The following is a 19,941-nucleotide window of genomic DNA, read 5'->3' as shown; positions in this document are numbered from 1 at the left end:
GCTATGCAGAAACACCCGATGATTGAGCAGTTGATCGATGCTCAACTTGATTTTCTCGATCAGGCATTTTCTCAATCTGAAACGATTCAAAGCGAGTTTCATGCGTTTTATTTGTGGCTGCGTAAACAGACTCTAAAAGAGCTGTGGAGCTGTGAACTGATCAATCAGCTGTTGCAAAAACAGATTCTGGGTACTGCTGCCAGCAGCTTTCTGATTGAACAGATTGCCGAACATATCCGTTTTGCCCTGGTGCATCCGGCCAATGATTCCACCACAATTGCCGATCTGATCCCAGTCCTGACCGTAGACAAGATCGCCCAGTATGTGGCCAGCAAAAGTGGCCATCGGCAACGTCTGATTAAAACCGTAGTCAATAATCCGGCATTTTCAGCCATGATTACGCAATTGATCCAGCATTCTATTCAGGATTATCTGGATAACTCCATGATTGCCAAAAGCGTGCCCGGGGTTTCCCGCTTTATGAAAATGGGAAAATCCGTTCTGGAAAATGTCACCGATACCAACCTCGATAGCACCATTGCACGTTATCTGCAAAAGAACATTCTGAAGCTCAGCCAGATGAGTGAGCATGTGCTAAACCAGCATTTTGACGACGAGAAACTCTATCATTTTCAGGCCAATCTCTGGCATAAAATCAAGGATATGCCTGTATCGGTCTTGAAGAATTATATTGAGCTGCAGGACCTGAATCAGACGGTCGGCTTAGGTCATGACATCTGGGATCACATACGCCAGACGGACTATCTGCAGCAGCAAGTGCATGACGGAATTCATACCTGGTATGTACGCAATCAGGAACATACCTTTGATCAGTTATTACGTGATCTGAATATTGATGAATCTCTCATTCAGAATGAATTGCAGCATCTGCTCAGCCCGGTAATCCAGCAGATGGTTTCCCAGGGTCATTTACGTGAACGTGCACGAAAATATCTGGAACAATTTTATTATCATGAAGATACTTTAAAAATCCTTGAAATTTAAATAAAAAAGCCGCTATAAAGCGGCTTTTTTATATTGTCATTTGCTTAGAATTTTGCATTCAAACTGATACCGTAACGACGACCATCCAATAGTTGATCACCATCAATATCTTCAGCTTTTTCATCCAGTAGGTTATAGACACCAAATTTACCTGTTAGATTCGGACTGAACTTATAGTTAAAGCCGACATCTACAAATTGGTAACCTGGATTTGGCTGAGCTATAGAGGTACGGCTCAAGTAAGCAGAGGTTTCAGAACGATGGTGCAAGCGGCTCCATACATTGAGTGCATCATTTAGCTCATAATCCACACCAATATTAAACATGTGTTCCGGCATCTGGTTCAGTGGCTGGCCTTTAAAAGCACCCGATTTAAACTCTGAATCGGTATAAGTATAGTTTGCAGTCAATATCGTATAATCATTCAGACTGGCTTCTACCGTTGCTTCTACACCACGAATTTCTGCTTCATCCACGTTGATCCGTTCACTAATAAAGTAGAATGGAATATCTCCTTCGAAACATTTCCAATTCTGCCAGTTATTACGGTTTGTTGTGGTGCCATCAGTATCGGTTTCACAGGCACGAACTTCCGTAATACGATCTTCATATTTAGTGATAAAGCCAGTCAGCGATGTATTGATATAATCATTTTTCCAGTTGAAACCTAATTCAGTCGATACGCTTGATTCTGGTTCTAAGTCCGGATTGGCACGGATGATGCCACGGCCTGTTGCTAAGGGTGAACCACCGCCACCCGTGACGCTATAGAACCCTTCTGTGGCTGCACGAATATCAGGCTGTTTATAACCTGTGGCCACACCACCTTTTACTACAAAGTTATCATTTACCGCGTATACCCCATACAGTCGTGGTGATAAATGGCCACTATAGTTTTCATCATGGTCATAACGCAGGCCAGCTGTTAAATCGAAGCGATCCGTAATACTCCAGGTGTCTTCAAGGAAAGCGGCAGCAGACCAACGTGTTAATTCACTAAATTCAGGTGCATTGGGATTCCGGTTAGTCGCTTTATCGACCAGTTTTTCATCTTTAAGATATCCCCCGAATGATAGCGTATGATCACCTAAGGCTAAGTTCCATTGACTGTTCGCTGTCCATGTATCCAGGGTAATCCCTTTGGTGCCGAGTTCCGTATTTCCACGATCCGGATTTTTTGAATTTTCATACTGGATATAAGATGAACTGTCCAAGTTATCGCTATAACGGCCATTATGGGTTACTGAATAAACGTTACGGTAATTACGCGAGAATGAATCTGCAGCGCCTTGAACGGCTGCTACCGTCTTACCGACTGAAGTCGTGGATTCCTGCTGCACAAAATTGGCTTCAACCTGCACATCATGATCATCATTAATGGCATAGCTCAGACGTGAATTTAAGCTTTCACGTTCTGTGCCACGAAAACCGCCCACATAATGGTCTTCATTACGTTCCTGCTTATTGACTGCCAGCTGCAAGCCCAGCTTGTCTGCAATTAAAGGCCCGGCAAGATATGCAGAAGCATTTTTAATATCACCTGAACGGCTACTGTCCTGAAGCGTGGTTCCTAATTCGACATGACCAGACCATTCATCAGACACTTTTTTGGTAATGATATTGACTACCCCGCCCATGGCATCCGTACCATAGAGTGTAGAAGCTGGACCACGAATAATTTCAATACGTTCAATGGCGGCAAGCGATGGCAAAATATTTTTCTCAAAACCTCCATCGTCTCCATTCGGATTGACATCCTTGCCATATTGACGCTTACCATCTACAAGAAACAAGGTGTAGTTTGAACTCATACCACGAATACTGATGGTCTGTGCAGAACCTGCACCTGAAACCACTACCCCGGGCGTATTACGCAGTACATCAGTAATGTCGTTATATTCACGTTTATCTAATTCTTCACGATCAATCACGGTAATGGAAGCTGGTGCTTTAGCCAAATCTTGCTCATAACCTGTTGCGGTCACCACAATTGTTTGCAATTTAGTCGCTTCCGCCTGTGGAACAACAACTTCTACTGCAGATGTATTTCCCACCATGGCTGTGAGTACAGCAAATGCCAAAGTTGTTTTTAAGAATGGCTTATTCATACCTTGCGCGCCCCAATATTTATGAAGAGATCATGTTTATTCGGTTGCAAAGTGTAACAACTTTTCACTCAAATGCAATTAATATTGATAATTATTATCATTTATATTCACTATATTATAAGCCAGATATAAAAAAACCTCGAAAGTTCGAGGTTTTTAAAATGCGATAAATAAACTGTTATATAGAACAGCTTATTTCATATACGCACCTTCAGACTGACTATGATCCGTTTCATCAACGACATGCATTAACTCTGGTACATGTTGTTTTAATGTGGTTTCAACACCTTGCTTCAACGTGATATCAATCGCTGAACAGCCCTGGCAACCACCACCAAATTTAAGTACAGCGGTTAAACCTTTTTCAGGGTCTTCTTTAACTTCAACCAGTGCACAGTTACCACCATGACCTGCCAGGCCTGGGTTAATTTCAGACTGTAATACATAGGTAATACGCTCTTCTACCGATGCATCTGGACCCACGCGTGGCACTTTGGAGTTCGGTGCACGGAAAGTCAACTGACCACCAAAACGGTCTTTGTTGTAATCAATCACGGCATCGAGTAAATACGGAATAGATGGCGAGTCGATAAAAGCAGGGAAATCAGGATATTCCTGCTTATAATCTGTCGGTACAACTTCATCAGGTGCACTATAGGCCATGCAACATTCAGCGCGAGGAGTACCCGGATGCTCTACAAAAACACGCACACCAATACCCGGGGTGTTCTGTTTATCCAGTAGATCCTTTAAATACTCTTGTGCTGTTGGTGTAATCAATAAGTTGGGAATTTCACCAACAACTGGAGTGCTGCTGTTCTCAGTCGACATAACAATAATTTCCTCAAGCTCAAGCGGCCATTTTAACTGAAGATGCGGGGTAATTTTTAAAAATCAACTAAAATTGTCGGATTTATTATAAAAGTACAACTTTAGCTCAATTTTAATGGCATGATAATTGGCAAATAGGCACCATTAGAATCATTTATATGCTTGATTTACCTTTTAATCATACCGTGACCATTATTCTGATCACCTGTATTGTGTCATTTATTGCTTTTTCCAAAGAGACGGTGATGAATCGCCTGATTTTCTGGCCACCGGCACTGCAACGTGGACAATATGATCGCTTTATTACCCATGGCTTTATCCATGCGGATGGGGCACATCTGCTGTTCAACATGATTACCCTGTTCTTTTTTGGCAGCGTGATTGAAAGCTTTTATCGTCAATATCTGTACGACCTGGGTTTTATCCTGTTCTATCTGGGTGCTCTGGTTGCTGCGATTCTGCCAAGTTATCTGAAGCATAAAAATGATGCGCGCTGGGCCAGTTTAGGCGCTTCCGGTGCAGTGTCGGCTGTACTGTTTGCCTATATTCTGTTTGAACCTTGGAAGTTGATCTTTGTGTTCTTCATTCCGGTTCCTGCCATTATTTTTGCTGTGCTGTATGTAGCTTATAGCATCTGGTCAGGCAAAAAAGGCAATAGCAACATTAATCACAGCGCGCATTTATGGGGAGCGGCTTACGGGGTGGTCATGACGATTATTCTGGAGCCACGCCTGATTCCGCATTTCCTGAATAAACTGATGCAAGTTCCATTTTAATTAGGGTTATTTAATGATAAGAGAATGAGGCTATATATGAATTGAACCTCATATTTCTGCTAAAAATTGATAAGAGAGCTTCTGCTCTCTTATTTGTTTGAAACATCTCGTAATATATTAGAAAGTGATGATGTCACTTAATGCCAATCTTGGACTGAATTTTGCAGCGATAATGTATACACCTGTATATTAATTACTGTCATTCTCGAGATATTTTGCATGTCCACTACACCAGACGGTCTTCAATTTCCTCTTCAGTCTCAGCAACAAAAACCAAGTAGCTCTAAAGCAGGGCGCGCAATCATCGCGGCAGCGCTAGCCAATGTCGATTCACGCAGTTCTCAACAGGCACAATCAGAAAAAAACTGGCGCAAACAATATACTGTGCATTTTAAGCAGCTGGTCGAACAGGGACTGAGTTCTCCTGAAGCCAGCTTGAAAATTGCCGAAGATGGATTGACACAGGCCCATCAGACTTTTGAATTTTACCGTGATGGTCAAAAGTATGTATTGCAAGATGCTTTAACTCTGCCAGCTGAACAACTACATACGTTCAAACTCACAGGTCGCAGTAAAGCGGCACCAGAATGGTATGTGCCTTACCACGGTCAAAAGCTGCAAGGTGATGCCTTATTGGAGCAGATTGAGCGCTGGGAAAGCCAAGGCATTGTGGAAACCAGCCATGCCAATGCCCTGCGTGAATGTGTGGTGCATCCTGAATGGTTTGATCTTTCCGATCGGACCACGGTGCTGTTTGGTGCAGCATCTGAAGCCGGTCCTCTGACCTGGCTGGCGAAATGGAAAGCCAATATTGTAGCGATTGATCTGCCGAATACCCGTGTATGGGGCAAGATTGTTGATACCATCAACCAAGGCAATGCCACGCTGTATGCGCCATGTACTGAAGACCTGCCTGCTGATACTTCACTTGATATTTTAAAAGAAAAACTGGGGGCGAATTTGCTGACCCAGATTCCTGAAATTGCCAAATGGTTATTACAGTTCGAGCAGGATCTGGATCTGGCTGCAATTGCCTATCTGGATGGTGAAAAGCATGTTCGGGTCTCCATGGCGATGGATGCCATCATGCAGCATGTCAGCCAGCAAAAAGCTAATACCAGCCTGATGTACATGTGTACGCCGACCGATGTTTATGCGGTTCCGAGTGAAGTGATTGAAGCGTCAAAAGTAAAATATACTGAACGCTCCAAGACACAAGCAATCATCTCCAAAGGTGTTTCCACTTTAAGCCGCAAACACTTTTTCCAGAAAAATGCGCATGAACTGATTCAGTCTGGTGATCAGGCTTATGGTATCTGTGACTGCCTGGTGGTTGAACAAGGCCCGAACTATGCGCTGGCAAAACGTATCCAGCAATGGCGTGCCACCTTGGCTCGCGCTCAAGGGCAGCGGGTCAGTATCAATATTGCCCCTTCGACGACCACCTATTCTGTGACCAAGAATCCGCTGCTTAAAGCCGCGTTCAATGGCGCCAGCCTGTTTGATGTTGAAGCTTTCGCGCCTGAAACCACCAATGCGATTATGGCGGCACTATGGATTCATGACCTGCGTAATCCAGAATCAGTGGCCAATCCTGAAGTAAAACTCAACCATCCGCTTGAATTGATGATGCATGGCGCGAATCATGGTGGTTTGTGGCGAGTCGCTTATCTGGCGCGTACCGCACTGCCTTTTGCTGCGCTGTACGGTTTTGCAACAGAGAAGTTGCCGAAGGGATTGTTGAGTAAGTTGAAGAAGTAATTTATTTTCTTCTTTCGAGACTTCTTCTACGTTAGATAAACTTTTATTTAATAGACCTCTTGCGAAAGTATCGTTTTACCTAATTTTTGAATTGGCTAAAACCTTATAAAATGTAGCTTTGGGCTGTTTAAATTTTGACTAACGCAAGAAGTCTAATGTTTATCCCCTCACCCCAGCCCTCTCCCAAAGGGCATAGGTATCTACACAATTCCTGAACTTTGCGTTAAATTGAAGAGCATGCTCTTCAATTTAACATCTCTGGCCTGGATCAGCGTCTTGTCAAGCGCTATAACAGCCTTGTAAAGCTCAATATGAACCCTCTTGCTTCACTTGCTCCGGCAATCAAAGACCTGGCTTCTGCCCAAAAGTCGAGTTTCGCAACCACACAAGCGGTCTGGCGATTCCTGAATAATGACAAAATCTCTTTTAGTCAGTTAAACCAGCCAATTGAACATCTTGCATGTGAACAGATCAAGGCATCACCGCATCAATATGCATTGATTGTTCATGACTGGTCTCAGCTACAGTATGTGAAACACCATCATAAAATTCAGCGCCTGCAAAGAACCCATCAATATGATTCAGGCTATGAATTGCAAAGCAGTCTGCTGGTTGATGCAGCCTCGGGACTACCTATTGCGCCACTGGCGCAGACACTATCAGATGCCTCAGGCTGCTATTCCACATTCAGTCAACACTCTGCTGGGCGCAAATCTCATCTAGATTCACTTACCGAACAAATCAAAGTGATTGAACAATATCCCATTGAGAAAACATGTGTTCATATCATTGATCGTGAAGGTGACTCCATTGCCCACCTAAGGGAAATGAGCAGCCAGGGTTTTAAATGGCTGATTCGGGCGAAAGAAGGCCATCGAATTGAGCATCAGGGCAAAACATGCAAAGTTGCAGAAGCCGCAGAACGAGTAGAAACGCAGCAGGTCCAGCCGATTGCCTATAAAGGAAACCGGCATATGTTGCATGTGGGAGAAACTGCTATCCGGATAACACGTGCAGCAAAACCGAAGAGAAATGACGATTCAGGCCAACGGGTTGCTCCCCAGCCAGGGAGTGCGATTGAAGCCAGATTAATTGTTGCCGTAGTGAAAGATGATCAGGATAAGACCGTCGCAAGATGGTCAATAATCAGCAATGTTCCATCAGAGATTACTACGGTAGAGATGACGACCTGGTATTACTGGCGCTGGACAATTGAATGCTATTTCAAGCTGCTCAAGCAGGCAGGTCATGATATTGAAGCATGGCTTCAGACCAGACCTGAAGCCATTTTAAGGCGGTTACTGATTAGCTGTATGGCTTGTGTTTTAACTTGGCGAATCCAGCGTTCTGAAGATGAACACCATCAGAAAATTCGTGTATTTCTCACCCGTCTTTCAGGTCGGCAGCAGAAAAGAGGTAGGTTGGAAAGTGCACCTGCCTTATTGGCAGGGCTTTCGATTTTACTGAACACTCTTCAACTGCTCTCGGAATATTCAATAGATGAACTCAATGAGATAGCCACAATGGCATTAGGTATCTCATAGATGTGTAGATACCTATGCCCAAAGGGAGAGGGAGCTTTCCCAATGGATTCAAATTAGTAGTAGCAAACATCTAAAAATATCGTTTTCTAATAAAATGAATACTATTTAATTTAAATTTTCTTTATTTGAATAATTAATGTAGTCCCCTCTCCTGAGCAAGTTTTAAAGCACCACTTTTAAAACGAAGCGCAAGTGAGGGTTAGGGAGAAGTAAAAATCACCCATAAAAAAAGCTGCTCTAGAGCAGCTTTTTTTATGTCTAAATAACTTAGAACACTTTTAAAAGTACCCAATACAAACCGCCTGACAGACAGATCGTTGCTGGCAAGGTAAAGACCCAGGCAGACAGAATGGTTTTCACCATCTGGAAGTTCAGACCTGACTTGTTCGCCACCATGGTACCTGCTACTGCAGAGTTCAATACATGGGTAGTGGATACCGGCATACCAAAGCCATCTGCTGCCGCAATGGTTGACATCGCAACAAGTTCGGCAGACATACCCTGACCATAAGTCATATGCTGTTTACCAATACGCTCCCCGACAGTCACGACAATACGCTTCCAGCCGACCATCGTACCCAGACCAAGTGCCAAGGCTGTCGCCACTTTCACCCAGGTCGGGATGTATTGCAGGAATGAATCCAGATTGTCACGGTATTCATCTACTGTTTTTTCCTGTGCAGCACTCATTGTTGGTAAAGCTTCTGCTTTATCCAGACGTTTAAATGCTGTGGTGCTCAGGTACATGTCGTTGCGAAATTCAGACACTTGAGCTTCAGGAACATCCTTAATACTGGTATAGCTACCAACTTTTTCACCCAGATGATCCGTCAAACTTGCCAAGGCAGGCACGACTTCAGGGGTAATTTCCTTGGTCTGAATGTACTTGGTGATGACATCACGGGCTTGTTCATCCGGAATATCCTGATGATTTGGATAGATCACATCCGCAGTTTGTGCAGATAACTGGCCAAAAGACTGAATATGTTGTGCATCCAGATTTTTGTTCAGCGAGTACGCCAAAGGCACACAGCCGATCAGAATCAGCATGATCAGGCCCATACCTTTTTGACCGTCATTTGAACCGTGGGCAAAGCTTACCCCAGTACAGGTAAAGATCAGCATGGCACGAATCAATGGTGGCGGTGGCTTGTTACCTTCAGGTGGCTGGAACAGTTCCAGTTGACGCTTGAAGATTTTTTTCACCAGCAAGAACACAATCGCAGCAAATGCAAAACCGATTAAAGGCGAGAATAACAGCGCCTTACCGACTTTCATCACCTGCTCCATGTCTATACCTGAAGCGCCAGTACCGGCATTCAGAATATAGTTCATGATGCCAACACCCAGAATCGAACCGATCAGGGTATGTGAACTGGATGCCGGAATACCGAGAAACCAGGTTCCCAGATTCCAGAGAATTGCTGCGATCAGCATGGCAAAGACCATGGCAAAGCCTGCTCCGGAGCCGACATTCATGATCAGCTCGACCGGCAATAACGCAATAATGCCGTAAGCGACCGCACCACTGGCCACCATAACTCCAAGGAAGTTACAGAAGCCGGCCCACATCACTGCGACGGGAGCAGAAAGTGCGTTGGTATAAATGACCGTGGCAACTGCATTGGCGGTATCGTGGAAGCCATTGACGAACTCAAAACTCAACGCAATAAAAAGTGCCGTCGCTAACAAAATAACTGAATACAAGCCTAAGGCCGGTACATGCGCTAAATCTGCAGACAACTGGAAGCCGATATAAATCAGCGTAGTGATAATAAGAGTCAGGAACACCGGCATAAAAAATTTCGGTGTTGGCACATGAACATTGGTCGACTTTTGGGAAGCCGACCCGTGTGCTGAATCTACGGGAGTTTGATTAGGATTCATGCAAGCAGGAATAGAGGATTCAAGAATCCCCATATTGTTCAGTTAAATTGTGACAATTATATGACAAACTGCTGTCATATGAAGCAATTATTTGGATTTTCTTGCTGCTATTCGTCCTGTTTAATTCCGACTAAAACACTAGATTTTGATTTTATAAATCATTTACTTAAGATAAGATTCCAGCTTCTTCAAGCTTAAAAACTCAACATATTTTGCTACCAAAACGATTTACGCCCTGCCTGTCATCAAGCTGAGCAAAAGTTTCATTTGCACAGCATAAGCCATCAATATGACAATTTCATGAATGAAAGCATCAGCTTAATTTTTTGATTTTGTTTACTGTCTCAAAGACATCGAATCAGATTAGAGATTGCAATATTTTCTGATCCGGATGTTAAAACTTGTTGTTTTTCTAGATGACTTATCAAATTTTCATATCATGCTTATCCATCATTCTGAGCAATCTCAGCAGAAATCAGCCAACTAATCTGCTAAGATTAGCGTCGTTTTTTTTGATTTCTGCTGAGAAAGTTTGAATGTCTACACTTACCACTTTAAAAGAACTTCTTGCCAAAAGAATTTTAATTATCGATGGTGCGATGGGTACTATGATCCAGCGCCATAAACTGGAAGAAGCCGATTATCGTGGTGAGCGTTTTGCTGACTGGGCCTATGATCTCAAAGGTAATAATGATTTGCTGGCGCTGACTCAGCCACAAATCATTCAAGGCATTCATGAAGCTTACTTGGAAGCTGGCGCCGACATTATTGAAACCAACACCTTTAACGGTACCCGCGTTTCAATGTCGGATTACCACATGGAAGATCTGGTTCCCGAGATTAACCGTGAAGCAGCGCGTCTGGCCAAAGAAGCCTGTGCCAAATATTCAACGCCTGAAAAACCACGCTTTGTGGCAGGTGTGATTGGTCCGACATCGCGTACCACCTCTATTTCTCCAAACGTGAATGACCCGGCGTTCCGTAACATCACTTTTGATGCGCTCAAAGTTGACTATATTGAATCAACCAAAGCCTTGATCGAAGGTGGTGCAGACATCATCCTGATCGAAACCGTGTTCGATACCTTGAATGCCAAGGCCGCAATTTTTGCAGTGAAAGAAGTCTTTAAAGAATTGGGCTATGAATTGCCAATCATGATTTCAGGTACGATCACGGATGCATCAGGTCGTACATTGACTGGTCAAACCGCTGAAGCCTTCTGGAACTCGATGCGCCATGCAGAGCCACTTTCTATCGGCTTTAACTGTGCCCTAGGTGCAGATGCGATGCGTCCACACGTTAAAACCGTGTCTGACGTTGCCAATACCTTTGTTTCAGCACATCCAAACGCTGGCTTGCCGAATGCCTTCGGTGGATATGATGAAACGCCGGAAGAAACTGCAGCCTTTATTAAAGAATTTGCAGAAAGTGGCTTAATTAATATTACCGGTGGTTGCTGTGGTACTACGCCGGATCATATCCGCGCGATTGCAAATGCTGTTGCAGGCATTACCCCTCGTCAAATTCCTGAAATTGAACCTGCCTGTCGTTTAAGCGGTTTAGAGCCATTTAACATCACCAAAGATTCACTGTTTGTGAACGTCGGTGAACGTACCAACGTCACCGGTTCGAAAAAATTCCTGCGTCTGATTCGTGAAGAAAACTTCGCCGAAGCACTTGATGTTGCCCGTCAACAGGTTGAAGCCGGTGCGCAGATCATCGACATCAACATGGATGAAGGCATGCTCGATTCACAAGGTGCGATGGTGCATTTCCTGAATCTGATTGCTTCTGAGCCGGATATTTCACGTGTGCCAATCATGCTGGATTCTTCTAAATGGGAGATTATCGAAGCGGGCCTGAAATGTGTGCAAGGCAAAGCCGTGGTGAACTCGATTTCCCTGAAAGAAGGTCATGACGAGTTTGTCGAACGTGCCCGCCTCTGCCGTCAATATGGTGCCGCGGTCATCGTGATGGCATTTGATGAAGATGGTCAGGCCGATACAGCTACGCGCAAAAAAGAAATCTGCAAACGTTCATATGATGTTCTGGTGAATGAAGTGGGTTTCCCGTCTGAAGATATTATCTTTGACCCGAACGTCTTTGCGATTGCAACCGGTATTGAAGAACACAACAACTATGGTGTGGACTTTATTGAAGCGACTGGCTGGATTAAACAGAACCTGCCAAATGCGATGATTTCTGGTGGTGTATCCAACGTATCGTTCTCGTTCCGTGGTAACGAACCGGTGCGTGAAGCGATTCACTCGGTGTTCCTGTACCATGCTATTCAGCAAGGCATGACTATGGGTATTGTAAATGCCGGTCAGATGGCGATTTACGATGACATCGATAAAGAATTGAAAGAAGCGGTTGAAGATGTTGTATTAAACCAGAACCAGGGTGAAAGTGGTCAGGAAGCAACCGAAAAACTGCTTGCTGTTGCTGAAAAATACCGTGGTCAAAGTGGTACGCAAAAAGCCGAAGAAAATCTGGAATGGCGTAATGAGTCTGTTGAAAAACGTCTTGAATATGCGTTGGTAAAAGGCATCACGACTTATATCGACCAAGATACCGAAGAAGCACGTTTAAACTCTACACGCCCACTCGATGTGATCGAAGGTCCATTGATGGCGGGTATGAACGTAGTCGGCGACCTGTTCGGTGCCGGTAAAATGTTCTTGCCGCAAGTGGTGAAATCTGCGCGTGTGATGAAACAGGCTGTGGCGTGGTTGAACCCGTTCATTGAGGCCGAGAAAACCCAAGCTGAGGCCAAAGGTAAAATCCTGCTGGCTACGGTGAAAGGCGATGTACACGATATCGGCAAAAATATCGTGGGTGTGGTATTAGGCTGTAACGGTTATGACATCGTTGACCTTGGCGTGATGGTGCCATGCGAAAAGATTCTACAAACTGCGATTGATGAAAAAGTTGATATCATCGGTTTGTCTGGTCTGATCACGCCGTCATTGGATGAAATGGTGTTTGTTGCCAAAGAAATGCAACGTAAAGGCTTTAACATTCCACTGATGATTGGTGGTGCAACCACATCTAAAGCGCATACCGCAGTAAAAATCTCACCGCAATATCATAATGATGGCGTGCTTTACACCGCAGATGCTTCACGTGCCGTGGGTGTAGCAACGCAGTTGCTCTCTCCTGAAATGAAACCTAAGCTTTTGGCTGACTATGCCGCGGATTATGAAAAAATTCGTACCCGCCTTGCCAATAAGCAACCGAAAGCAGCGAAATTATCTTATCAAGAATCAGTTGAAAACGGCTTCAAGATCGACTTCGACAAGAATGCACCGGTTAAACCAAACTTCATTGGATCTGAAACTTTCACAAATTATCCGCTTGAAACCTTGGTGGAATATTTTGACTGGACGCCATTCTTTATTTCATGGAGCTTGGCGGGTAAATTCCCGAAAATCCTTGAAGATGAAGTGGTGGGTGAAGCTGCACGTGATTTGTTTGAACAAGCGCAAGCAATGCTGAAAGACATCATCGAGAATAAACGTTTTGATGCACGTGCGACGTTTAGCATTTATCCTGCAAACCGTGTAGCAGCAGATACCGTTGCGGTTGTAGATGAAGCGGGCAATGTAACGCATAGCTTCGAGCACTTACGTCAGCAGTCTGACAAAGTGACAGGTAAAGCGAACTACTCTCTGGCTGATTTTGTTGCGCCAAAAGATGTAGCTCAGGATTACTTGGGTGGTTTCACTGTATCAATCTTTGGTGCGGAAGAACTTTCGCAAGAATACAAAGCCAAAGGTGATGACTATAACGCGATTATGGTTCAAGCCTTGGGTGACCGTTTTGCAGAAGCATTTGCAGAGCACTTACATGAGCGTATTCGTAAAGAGTTCTGGGGCTACCAAGCAGACGAACAGCTTTCAAATGATGATTTGATCAAAGAGAAATATGTCGGCATTCGTCCTGCACCGGGCTACCCTGCTTGTCCGGAGCATTCTGAAAAAGCGCCATTGTTTGACTGGTTAGGTACAACCGACAAGATTGGTACGTACTTAACAACAAGTTTTGCGATGTGGCCACCTTCATCAGTCAGTGGTTTCTATTATGCAAACCCTGAAACTGAATATTTTAACGTGGGTAAAATCTCTGGCGACCAGTTGGAAGATTATGCGAAGCGTAAAGGCTGGACCTTGGATGAAGCGAAACGTTGGTTAGCGCCGAATTTGGATGATTCTGTGGTTTAAGAATTCTCTAGTTTCGATATAAAAAAACCCCTCGATTGAGGGGATTTTTTTGTTTTTAGATTTTTAATCTCCCTAAATCCCTATTTAAGAAAGAGGGACTTTCGCGTATCAAATGGCTTTGTTGCACAAACCTATCTGTAAAGGGTTTTTCAGCGATATAATTTTCAAATGAAGAAGCCTACACACAAAATCTACCGCACAACCAATTGGCCCGCATATAACCGAGCACTCATGAGTCGCGGAAATATTGCCATTTGGTTTGATCCTGCTACGCAATGGTATGCGCCATCAAAAGGCAAACAAGGGCGAAATCAAACCTACTCCGACGCAGCCATCCAATGCTGCTTAATGATTAAATCCTTATTCCGTCTGTCTTTACGTATGGTTACTGGCTTTGTGCAAAGTCTGATTAAACTTTGCGGATTAAATTGGATAGCTCCAGATTACACCACGCTTTGTAGAAGACAAAAGCATATTGATATTGTAATCAGCTACCAAAAAAGTAGCGATGGGCTGCATCTACTCATGGACTCTACAGGCATGAAGTTTCTAGGTGAGGGCGAATGGAAACGCAAGAAACATGGACCTGAATATCGTCGCCAATGGCGTAAACTTCATATTGATATAGATGCTAAAACCCTACAAATACGAGCAGTTCAGCTTACAACCAATAATGTCAGTGATTCACAGGTGCTTGGTGATTTACTTGATCAGATTCCACAAGATGAGCAGATTGACTCTGTTTATACCGATGGAGCTTATGACACCAAGCAATGCCGTCAGGTCATTGCAGATCGGCAAGCGCATGCGGTGATTCCACCTAGAAAAAATGCGAAACCATGGAAAGATACAAAGATTAGCTCGCTAGAGCGAAATGAATTACTTCGAACAGTTAAGCGTTTAGGCAGGACACTATGGAAAAAATGGTCAGGCTATCATCGGCGAAGTTTGGTTGAAACTAAGATGCATTGCATCAAATTATTAGGAGATAAACTCAGTGCAAGGAGTTTTGATAGCCAAGTGAATGAGATCCATGCACGTGTAGCAGTCCTTAACAGATTTACGGAATTAGGTCGACCACTTACCCAAGTTACGCCTTAAATTTGGCTCAATTAGGGGCGCTTTGCATTTCAAATCTTTGTGCAACAAAGCCCGGCTGCGGTAAAAGGTGCGGAATCGACCAAAGATATCGTGGCACGTATGGGACGTGCCGGAACTGTCGGTGACCGTAGCTTGGGCTATCCGGATGCAGGTGCACATGGCTTAAGTGTAATCTTTACAGATATTGCAGAACATATTAAATAAATCGTTCATTAAAAAAGCCTCGAATCATCGGGGCTTTTTTATATTTCATTTCCTCTACTGAGCAAGTTTTAAAGCGCAAGTAATGAAAGGCATACTCATTCCTATGGATGTGGCTTAATGAAACTTGTCCAAATAGCGCTCTAGTTCTTCTGTCACTACTACCCGCTTATTGCCTTTCACCTGTTCCTCACTCAATACACCTTCTGAATCAATGACCACCACTTTGTGTCCAGCTGCTTGTAAACGTTTGACCCCTTCAAATAACATACGTGCACCCACATCATGAATCAGAGTCAAATTGGTCAGGTCTATGACTATACGTGTTTTAGCGTCTGGCTCATCCTGCAAGATCCGCAGCAACATTTCCGACTCGGTAAATTGCAACACGCCGCGCAGCTCATACACGACAATGTCATTGTTCTTACCTGCCATATAACGACTTTGCAAAATGGTCTGTGCCGATGGCGTCCCTTCCATCAGATGCAAGCCCATGTCCCGCGACAAACGCTCGAAGATATCCACACCACGCACACTATGCCCATGCTCATCAATTTTAGGAGAAAAAACTACAATTCCCACTTGCCCAGGCAATACCCCGATAATTCCGCCAGATACACCACTTTTGGCAGGAATTCCGACCGTCGTCAGCCAGTCACCCGCCGCATCATACATGCCACAGGTCATCATCACGCTGAGCACTTGACGTACTACATCACGTTCTAACAACTGTTTGCCAGTTTTGGCCTGAACACCGCCATTGGCGAGCACACTGCAGATATTTGCCAGATCTTTGACCGTCACTTTAATCGCACATTGCTTGATATATCCATTTACGATTTCCACAGGATCCGAATCCAGCACACCTACAGTTCGCAGCATGTAACCAATCGACAGGTTCCGGAATGCAGTTTTGACTTCAGACTTATACACCTGCTTGTCGAATTCCAGTTGACGGCCTGCCAGCTCACTTAAAAAACGGCGCAAGCATTCCGCACGTGAAATGCCTTTTTGTACCGGAATCAAAGAATGCGTGGTGATCGCACCCGAGTTAATCATTGGATTTTTCGGAAGATTGGTTTCTTTATCCAGTGAAATCTGATTAAAAGCCTCCCCTGAAGGTTCAACGCCGACCTTTTCCAGTACTGCTGAAATTCCCAAATGCTGCAATGCCAAGGCATAGGCAAAAGGCTTGGACATCGACTGCATGGTAAATTCGGTTTCATCATCCCCCGTGGAATAAATCGTGCCATCCACCGTGGTCAGCGCTAAGGCGAACTTGTTTGGATCTACCGCTGCCAGTTCAGGGATATAGTCAGCCAAAGCGCCCTGATCATTATCATGACAGACCGTTAATACATGCTGGAGATAATCGGGCACCGGGGTTTTCATCGAATGAGCTTATTCCAGTTGGCTGTTATTTTTAATTAACATACCGGCTTTTGGCTTAAGTACCAGAGTGAAAAGGTAATTTTCTGCATATCCATGTTATCGGCTGCATTCCCTTTATGGGCAATTCTCCAGAAATGAATTGCATTTTTAAGTATTGTTATTTTTATTGATGTTTTAAGAGACATAAAAAAGGGCGCTCCTGCCACTGCTGTCCCATAGTTTGCTTTAAATAAAAAAACCTGAGTCCTAACAGTTAAAATATGAGTGCAAACAAACACTTTAACGACCAGGATTCAGGTTTTGTCACATCAGAATACCGTATTTCATGAGCTAATTAAACCTGTGGTGCGACAGGATTTTGAACAACTTGCTAAAGTACACCATGTTGGACAGAAATTTAGAGCGGCTTCCCGGTGGGATCAGTTTATTGCCATATTGATGTCTCAATTCTCTTGTAGACAAAGTCTGAGAGATATTCAATCCAATTTGGAGTGCCAACAGGAAAAGCTAAGTCATCTCGGAGCAAAGTCTATTCCCCGAAGCACGCTGGCACGAATCAATGAGCAGCAGCCTGCTGCCTTGTATCAACAGCTATTTTACAAGTTGCTTAAATACTATGAACACTCAAAAGTAGCTCATAAATTTCGCTTTAAGAATCCCTTGTATTCCTTGGATGCCAGTCATATTGACCTGTCGCTTTCCTTATGTGAATGGGCCAAAGTTCACAACTCAAAAGCCAGCATGAAACTCAGCATAGGATTGAATCACAGCAATGATATTCCTGAGTTTGTTGCAGTTGAAAATGGCAAAGAAAATGACATGGTACAAGGCCGTAAATTCCAGTTTCCTGCTGGCAGCATTGTAGTTTTTGATAAAGGCTATGTCGATTACCAATGGTATGCAAATCTGACTGCTCAAAACATTGGATTTGTCACACGTTTTAGGCCTAAATCTGTGTATCAGGTGATCCAGCAACATCCAGTGCTTGAATCCAAAGGTATTCTAAAAGATGAAACCATTCAGCTGAATAGCGCACATGCCCTAAAAAGAAAAGCCCCAGTGTTAAGAAGAATTGAATATAGAGATCAGCAAAGTGGCAAGCACTTTAGCTTTCTCAGCAATAACTTTCATTTAGCCGCCTCCACCATTGCGGCGATTTATAAAGATCGTTGGAAAGTTGAGCTGTTCTTTAAGGCGATTAAGCAGAATCTCAAATTAAAAGCGTTTCTAGGCCGCAGCAGGAACGCAATTCAGACACAAATCTGGATTGCGATGATCGCCTATTTATTGGTGAGTTTCGCTCAACATTTAGGAAAAACAGGTTGGACAGTTCAACGTTTACTCAGAATAATTCAAGTGAATTTGTTTGAAAGAAGAACTTTAAAAGCTTTATTTTCACCCGATAAAATACCCATAAAACAAGAGGAAGCTCAAATGAGCTTCCTCTTGTGAAAAATTGTGGGACAGCAATGGCGCTACTGCCCTTTTTACTCTGGATGATTTATTTTACTTTGGTTTTACGGATCATCTTGTACAGAACTTTTGGTGAAATACGCGAAACCAGCACACCAAGTTTTTCTTTCTTGCCACCAATCACAATATATTCTTCGCCGTTCTGCAAAGCCTGTACAGTCTGAACCGCAAAATCTTCTGCGGACAGCCCATTTTCAATCGCTTCATCCGGATGTCCTTGCGGTTTTCCTTCACCGTTTAAGGCGTTCAGGGACACATTGGTTTGAACAAAACCGGGGAAAATCACCGATACGCCAATCCCCTGATCTGCCACTTCAGCACGCAGGCTGTTGGCCCACATATGAATTGCTGCTTTGGCTGCGGAATAAGACGCGCGATATTGTGTACCGAGCAAACCTGCAACACTGGAAATAAACACAATACGGCCGGATTTTTGTGCCAGAAAAGTTGGCAGTACGGTTTTGGTCAAAAATACCTGCGAGAAATAATCGACTTCCATAATGGCGCGTTCAGTCTGCATGGTGGTGTCCTGAATCAGGGCACGTTGACTGAGTCCTGCATTATTAATCAGCCAGTCAATCCGGCCTTTTTGTTGCAAAACCTGTTCATAGGCATGACGAACCTGGCTTTCATCCGTGATATCGGCAATGACTGAAATATGCTGATCTGGATTAGTGAGACTTTGGCGAACATTTTCCAGTTCTTCATGCCGACGTGCAGTCAGTACCACCTGTGCCCCAAGTGCAGCACATTGCTGGGCAATCGCCTTGCCAATCCCTGAAGATGCGCCGGTAATCCAGACCACTTTTCCATTTAAGTCTTCAACTTTCGCCATGAAATCCTCTTTCCCTTGTTTTAATGAATATGGTACGGCATTTCATCTTCCAGAAATGCCAGCAAATGCTCAAAATAATAACTCATCGTATCGGCATCATAGATGCTACCGAGCTTGTCAAAACGTTTATAGCCTAACTGGGTGGTTAAATGAATCACCCCATTCAAGGTTTTATCGACCACGACATTAAATTTCAACATTTTTTTCGGTTCACGGATTAAATGCGTCACCCCTTGATCGACCACCTGAGTAAAGGCTTTTAAAGCGGGTGATACATATTGGTGATTACCATTTTTCATCTGGTCAATACAGCCGAGCAGTTCCATCACCAGCAATTTTTCTACCGGATAACGGACAAAAGCATCACCTTGATACTCATAGGTCATGCGATGCAAATAGTTCACCATAGGCATCAGCCGCTCATTGCCAAACAACGAAACCGACCACGGCATATATTTACGGGTGTTATGCATAATCTGCTGAATCACTTTTTCGGAATCACTGTCCGGTGAATTGGCCAGCTGCACCACCTGACCAAAAATCTGGTCAATAATTTCACAGGCCATATCGGCCAGATTTTCACCTAAGGGTCTGGCAAGACTGTCTCGCTCGCCGGCATTTAATCTGGAATGAAGGTCTTTAAAGCGCTGATGGGTTTCGGGTTGAAGCTTCAGGGAAATGCTATAGCTCATCTTATTATCCTTTTTGATATGCTGCGATGAGTCGCGTTTTTTTATCGTTCTATCATACGATGAGTTGCTATACATGCCAATTGGCTAAAGTTTGCATTTGGTTAAGCTGCCG

At 43.9% G+C, this 19,941-nt stretch carries 13 protein-coding genes and 1 pseudogene; 8 read left to right on the top strand and 6 right to left on the bottom strand.

The features are described 5' to 3' along the window. Nucleotides 1-3 precede the first annotated feature (3 nt). Nucleotides 4-1,005 (top strand): hypothetical protein, encoded by a 1,002-nt coding sequence (locus HGD77_RS04480; protein WP_005104667.1) that lies wholly within the window; start codon nucleotides 4-6, stop codon nucleotides 1,003-1,005. A gap of 44 nt (nucleotides 1,006-1,049) precedes the next feature. Here HGD77_RS04480 and HGD77_RS04475 read toward each other — a convergent pair whose 3' ends face one another. Together HGD77_RS04475 and nfuA are read right to left on the bottom strand one after the other, a co-directional pair. Beyond that, nucleotides 1,050-3,113 carry a TonB-dependent receptor domain-containing protein gene (locus HGD77_RS04475; protein WP_138743255.1) on the bottom strand — a complete coding sequence of 688 codons (2,064 nt, stop codon included), beginning with the start codon at nucleotides 3,111-3,113 and terminating at the stop codon, nucleotides 1,050-1,052. Between the two features lie 192 nt (nucleotides 3,114-3,305). Next, nucleotides 3,306-3,944, bottom strand: coding sequence for a Fe-S biogenesis protein NfuA (gene nfuA / locus HGD77_RS04470; protein WP_004279400.1), 639 nt, complete (start codon nucleotides 3,942-3,944; stop codon nucleotides 3,306-3,308). Between the two features lie 158 nt (nucleotides 3,945-4,102). Here nfuA and HGD77_RS04465 point away from each other — a divergent pair, with 158 nt between their 5' ends. From HGD77_RS04465 to HGD77_RS04455, 3 genes are all read left to right on the top strand, one after another. Next, a complete protein-coding gene (locus HGD77_RS04465) occupies nucleotides 4,103-4,720 on the top strand; it encodes a rhomboid family intramembrane serine protease (RefSeq protein WP_138743254.1) in 618 nt (205 codons plus the stop codon). A gap of 219 nt (nucleotides 4,721-4,939) precedes the next feature. After that, nucleotides 4,940-6,481: a hypothetical protein gene (locus tag HGD77_RS04460; protein WP_085064782.1), complete on the top strand. Its 1,542-nt coding sequence runs from the start codon at nucleotides 4,940-4,942 to the stop codon at nucleotides 6,479-6,481. Nucleotides 6,482-6,792: 311 nt separating this feature from the next. Continuing rightward, nucleotides 6,793-8,025 (top strand): transposase, encoded by a 1,233-nt coding sequence (locus HGD77_RS04455; protein WP_168730719.1) that lies wholly within the window; start codon nucleotides 6,793-6,795, stop codon nucleotides 8,023-8,025. Nucleotides 8,026-8,292: 267 nt separating this feature from the next. On the opposite strand, the gene HGD77_RS04450 is transcribed toward HGD77_RS04455, so the two are convergent. Next, nucleotides 8,293-9,912, bottom strand: a complete 1,620-nt coding sequence (locus HGD77_RS04450) for an inorganic phosphate transporter (RefSeq protein ID WP_034439196.1) — start codon at nucleotides 9,910-9,912, stop codon at nucleotides 8,293-8,295. 536 nt (nucleotides 9,913-10,448) lie between these two features. Between HGD77_RS04450 and metH the strand changes: the two genes are divergently transcribed. The 3 genes and pseudogenes from metH to HGD77_RS04435 all read left to right on the top strand — a co-directional run. Continuing rightward, nucleotides 10,449-14,135, top strand: a complete 3,687-nt coding sequence (gene metH, locus HGD77_RS04445) for a methionine synthase (protein ID WP_155861851.1) — start codon at nucleotides 10,449-10,451, stop codon at nucleotides 14,133-14,135. Nucleotides 14,136-14,303: 168 nt separating this feature from the next. Then, the gene (locus HGD77_RS04440) at nucleotides 14,304-15,236 is read left to right on the top strand and encodes an IS5 family transposase (RefSeq protein ID WP_138742945.1); all 933 of its coding nucleotides are present in this window, start codon (nucleotides 14,304-14,306) and stop codon (nucleotides 15,234-15,236) included. 36 nt (nucleotides 15,237-15,272) lie between these two features. Then, a pseudogene (locus HGD77_RS04435) lies at nucleotides 15,273-15,440 on the top strand (DAK2 domain-containing protein); the annotation flags it as partial. Between the two features lie 114 nt (nucleotides 15,441-15,554). On the opposite strand, the gene HGD77_RS04430 reads toward HGD77_RS04435, so the two are convergent. Next, nucleotides 15,555-16,829: a glutaminase gene (locus HGD77_RS04430; protein ID WP_005104674.1), complete on the bottom strand. Its 1,275-nt coding sequence runs from the start codon at nucleotides 16,827-16,829 to the stop codon at nucleotides 15,555-15,557. Between the two features lie 300 nt (nucleotides 16,830-17,129). Between HGD77_RS04430 and HGD77_RS04425 the strand changes: the two genes are divergently transcribed. After that, a complete protein-coding gene (locus HGD77_RS04425) occupies nucleotides 17,130-18,281 on the top strand; it encodes an IS4-like element ISAbe18 family transposase (RefSeq protein ID WP_005261588.1) in 1,152 nt (383 codons plus the stop codon). 49 nt (nucleotides 18,282-18,330) lie between these two features. On the opposite strand, the gene HGD77_RS04420 is transcribed toward HGD77_RS04425, so the two are convergent. Together HGD77_RS04420 and HGD77_RS04415 are read right to left on the bottom strand one after the other, a co-directional pair. Then, nucleotides 18,331-19,137: an SDR family oxidoreductase gene (locus tag HGD77_RS04420; RefSeq protein ID WP_005104675.1), complete on the bottom strand. Its 807-nt coding sequence runs from the start codon at nucleotides 19,135-19,137 to the stop codon at nucleotides 18,331-18,333. A gap of 20 nt (nucleotides 19,138-19,157) precedes the next feature. Beyond that, a complete protein-coding gene (locus tag HGD77_RS04415) occupies nucleotides 19,158-19,829 on the bottom strand; it encodes a hypothetical protein (RefSeq protein ID WP_005104677.1) in 672 nt (223 codons plus the stop codon). Nucleotides 19,830-19,941: the final 112 nt, after the last annotated feature.

This window comes from Acinetobacter sp. NEB149 (assembly GCF_012516415.1).
Classification (GTDB): domain Bacteria; phylum Pseudomonadota; class Gammaproteobacteria; order Pseudomonadales; family Moraxellaceae; genus Acinetobacter; species Acinetobacter lwoffii_V.
The sequence above is the reverse complement of the archived record's forward strand: the minus strand, read 5'-3'. Positions and strand labels throughout refer to the sequence as shown.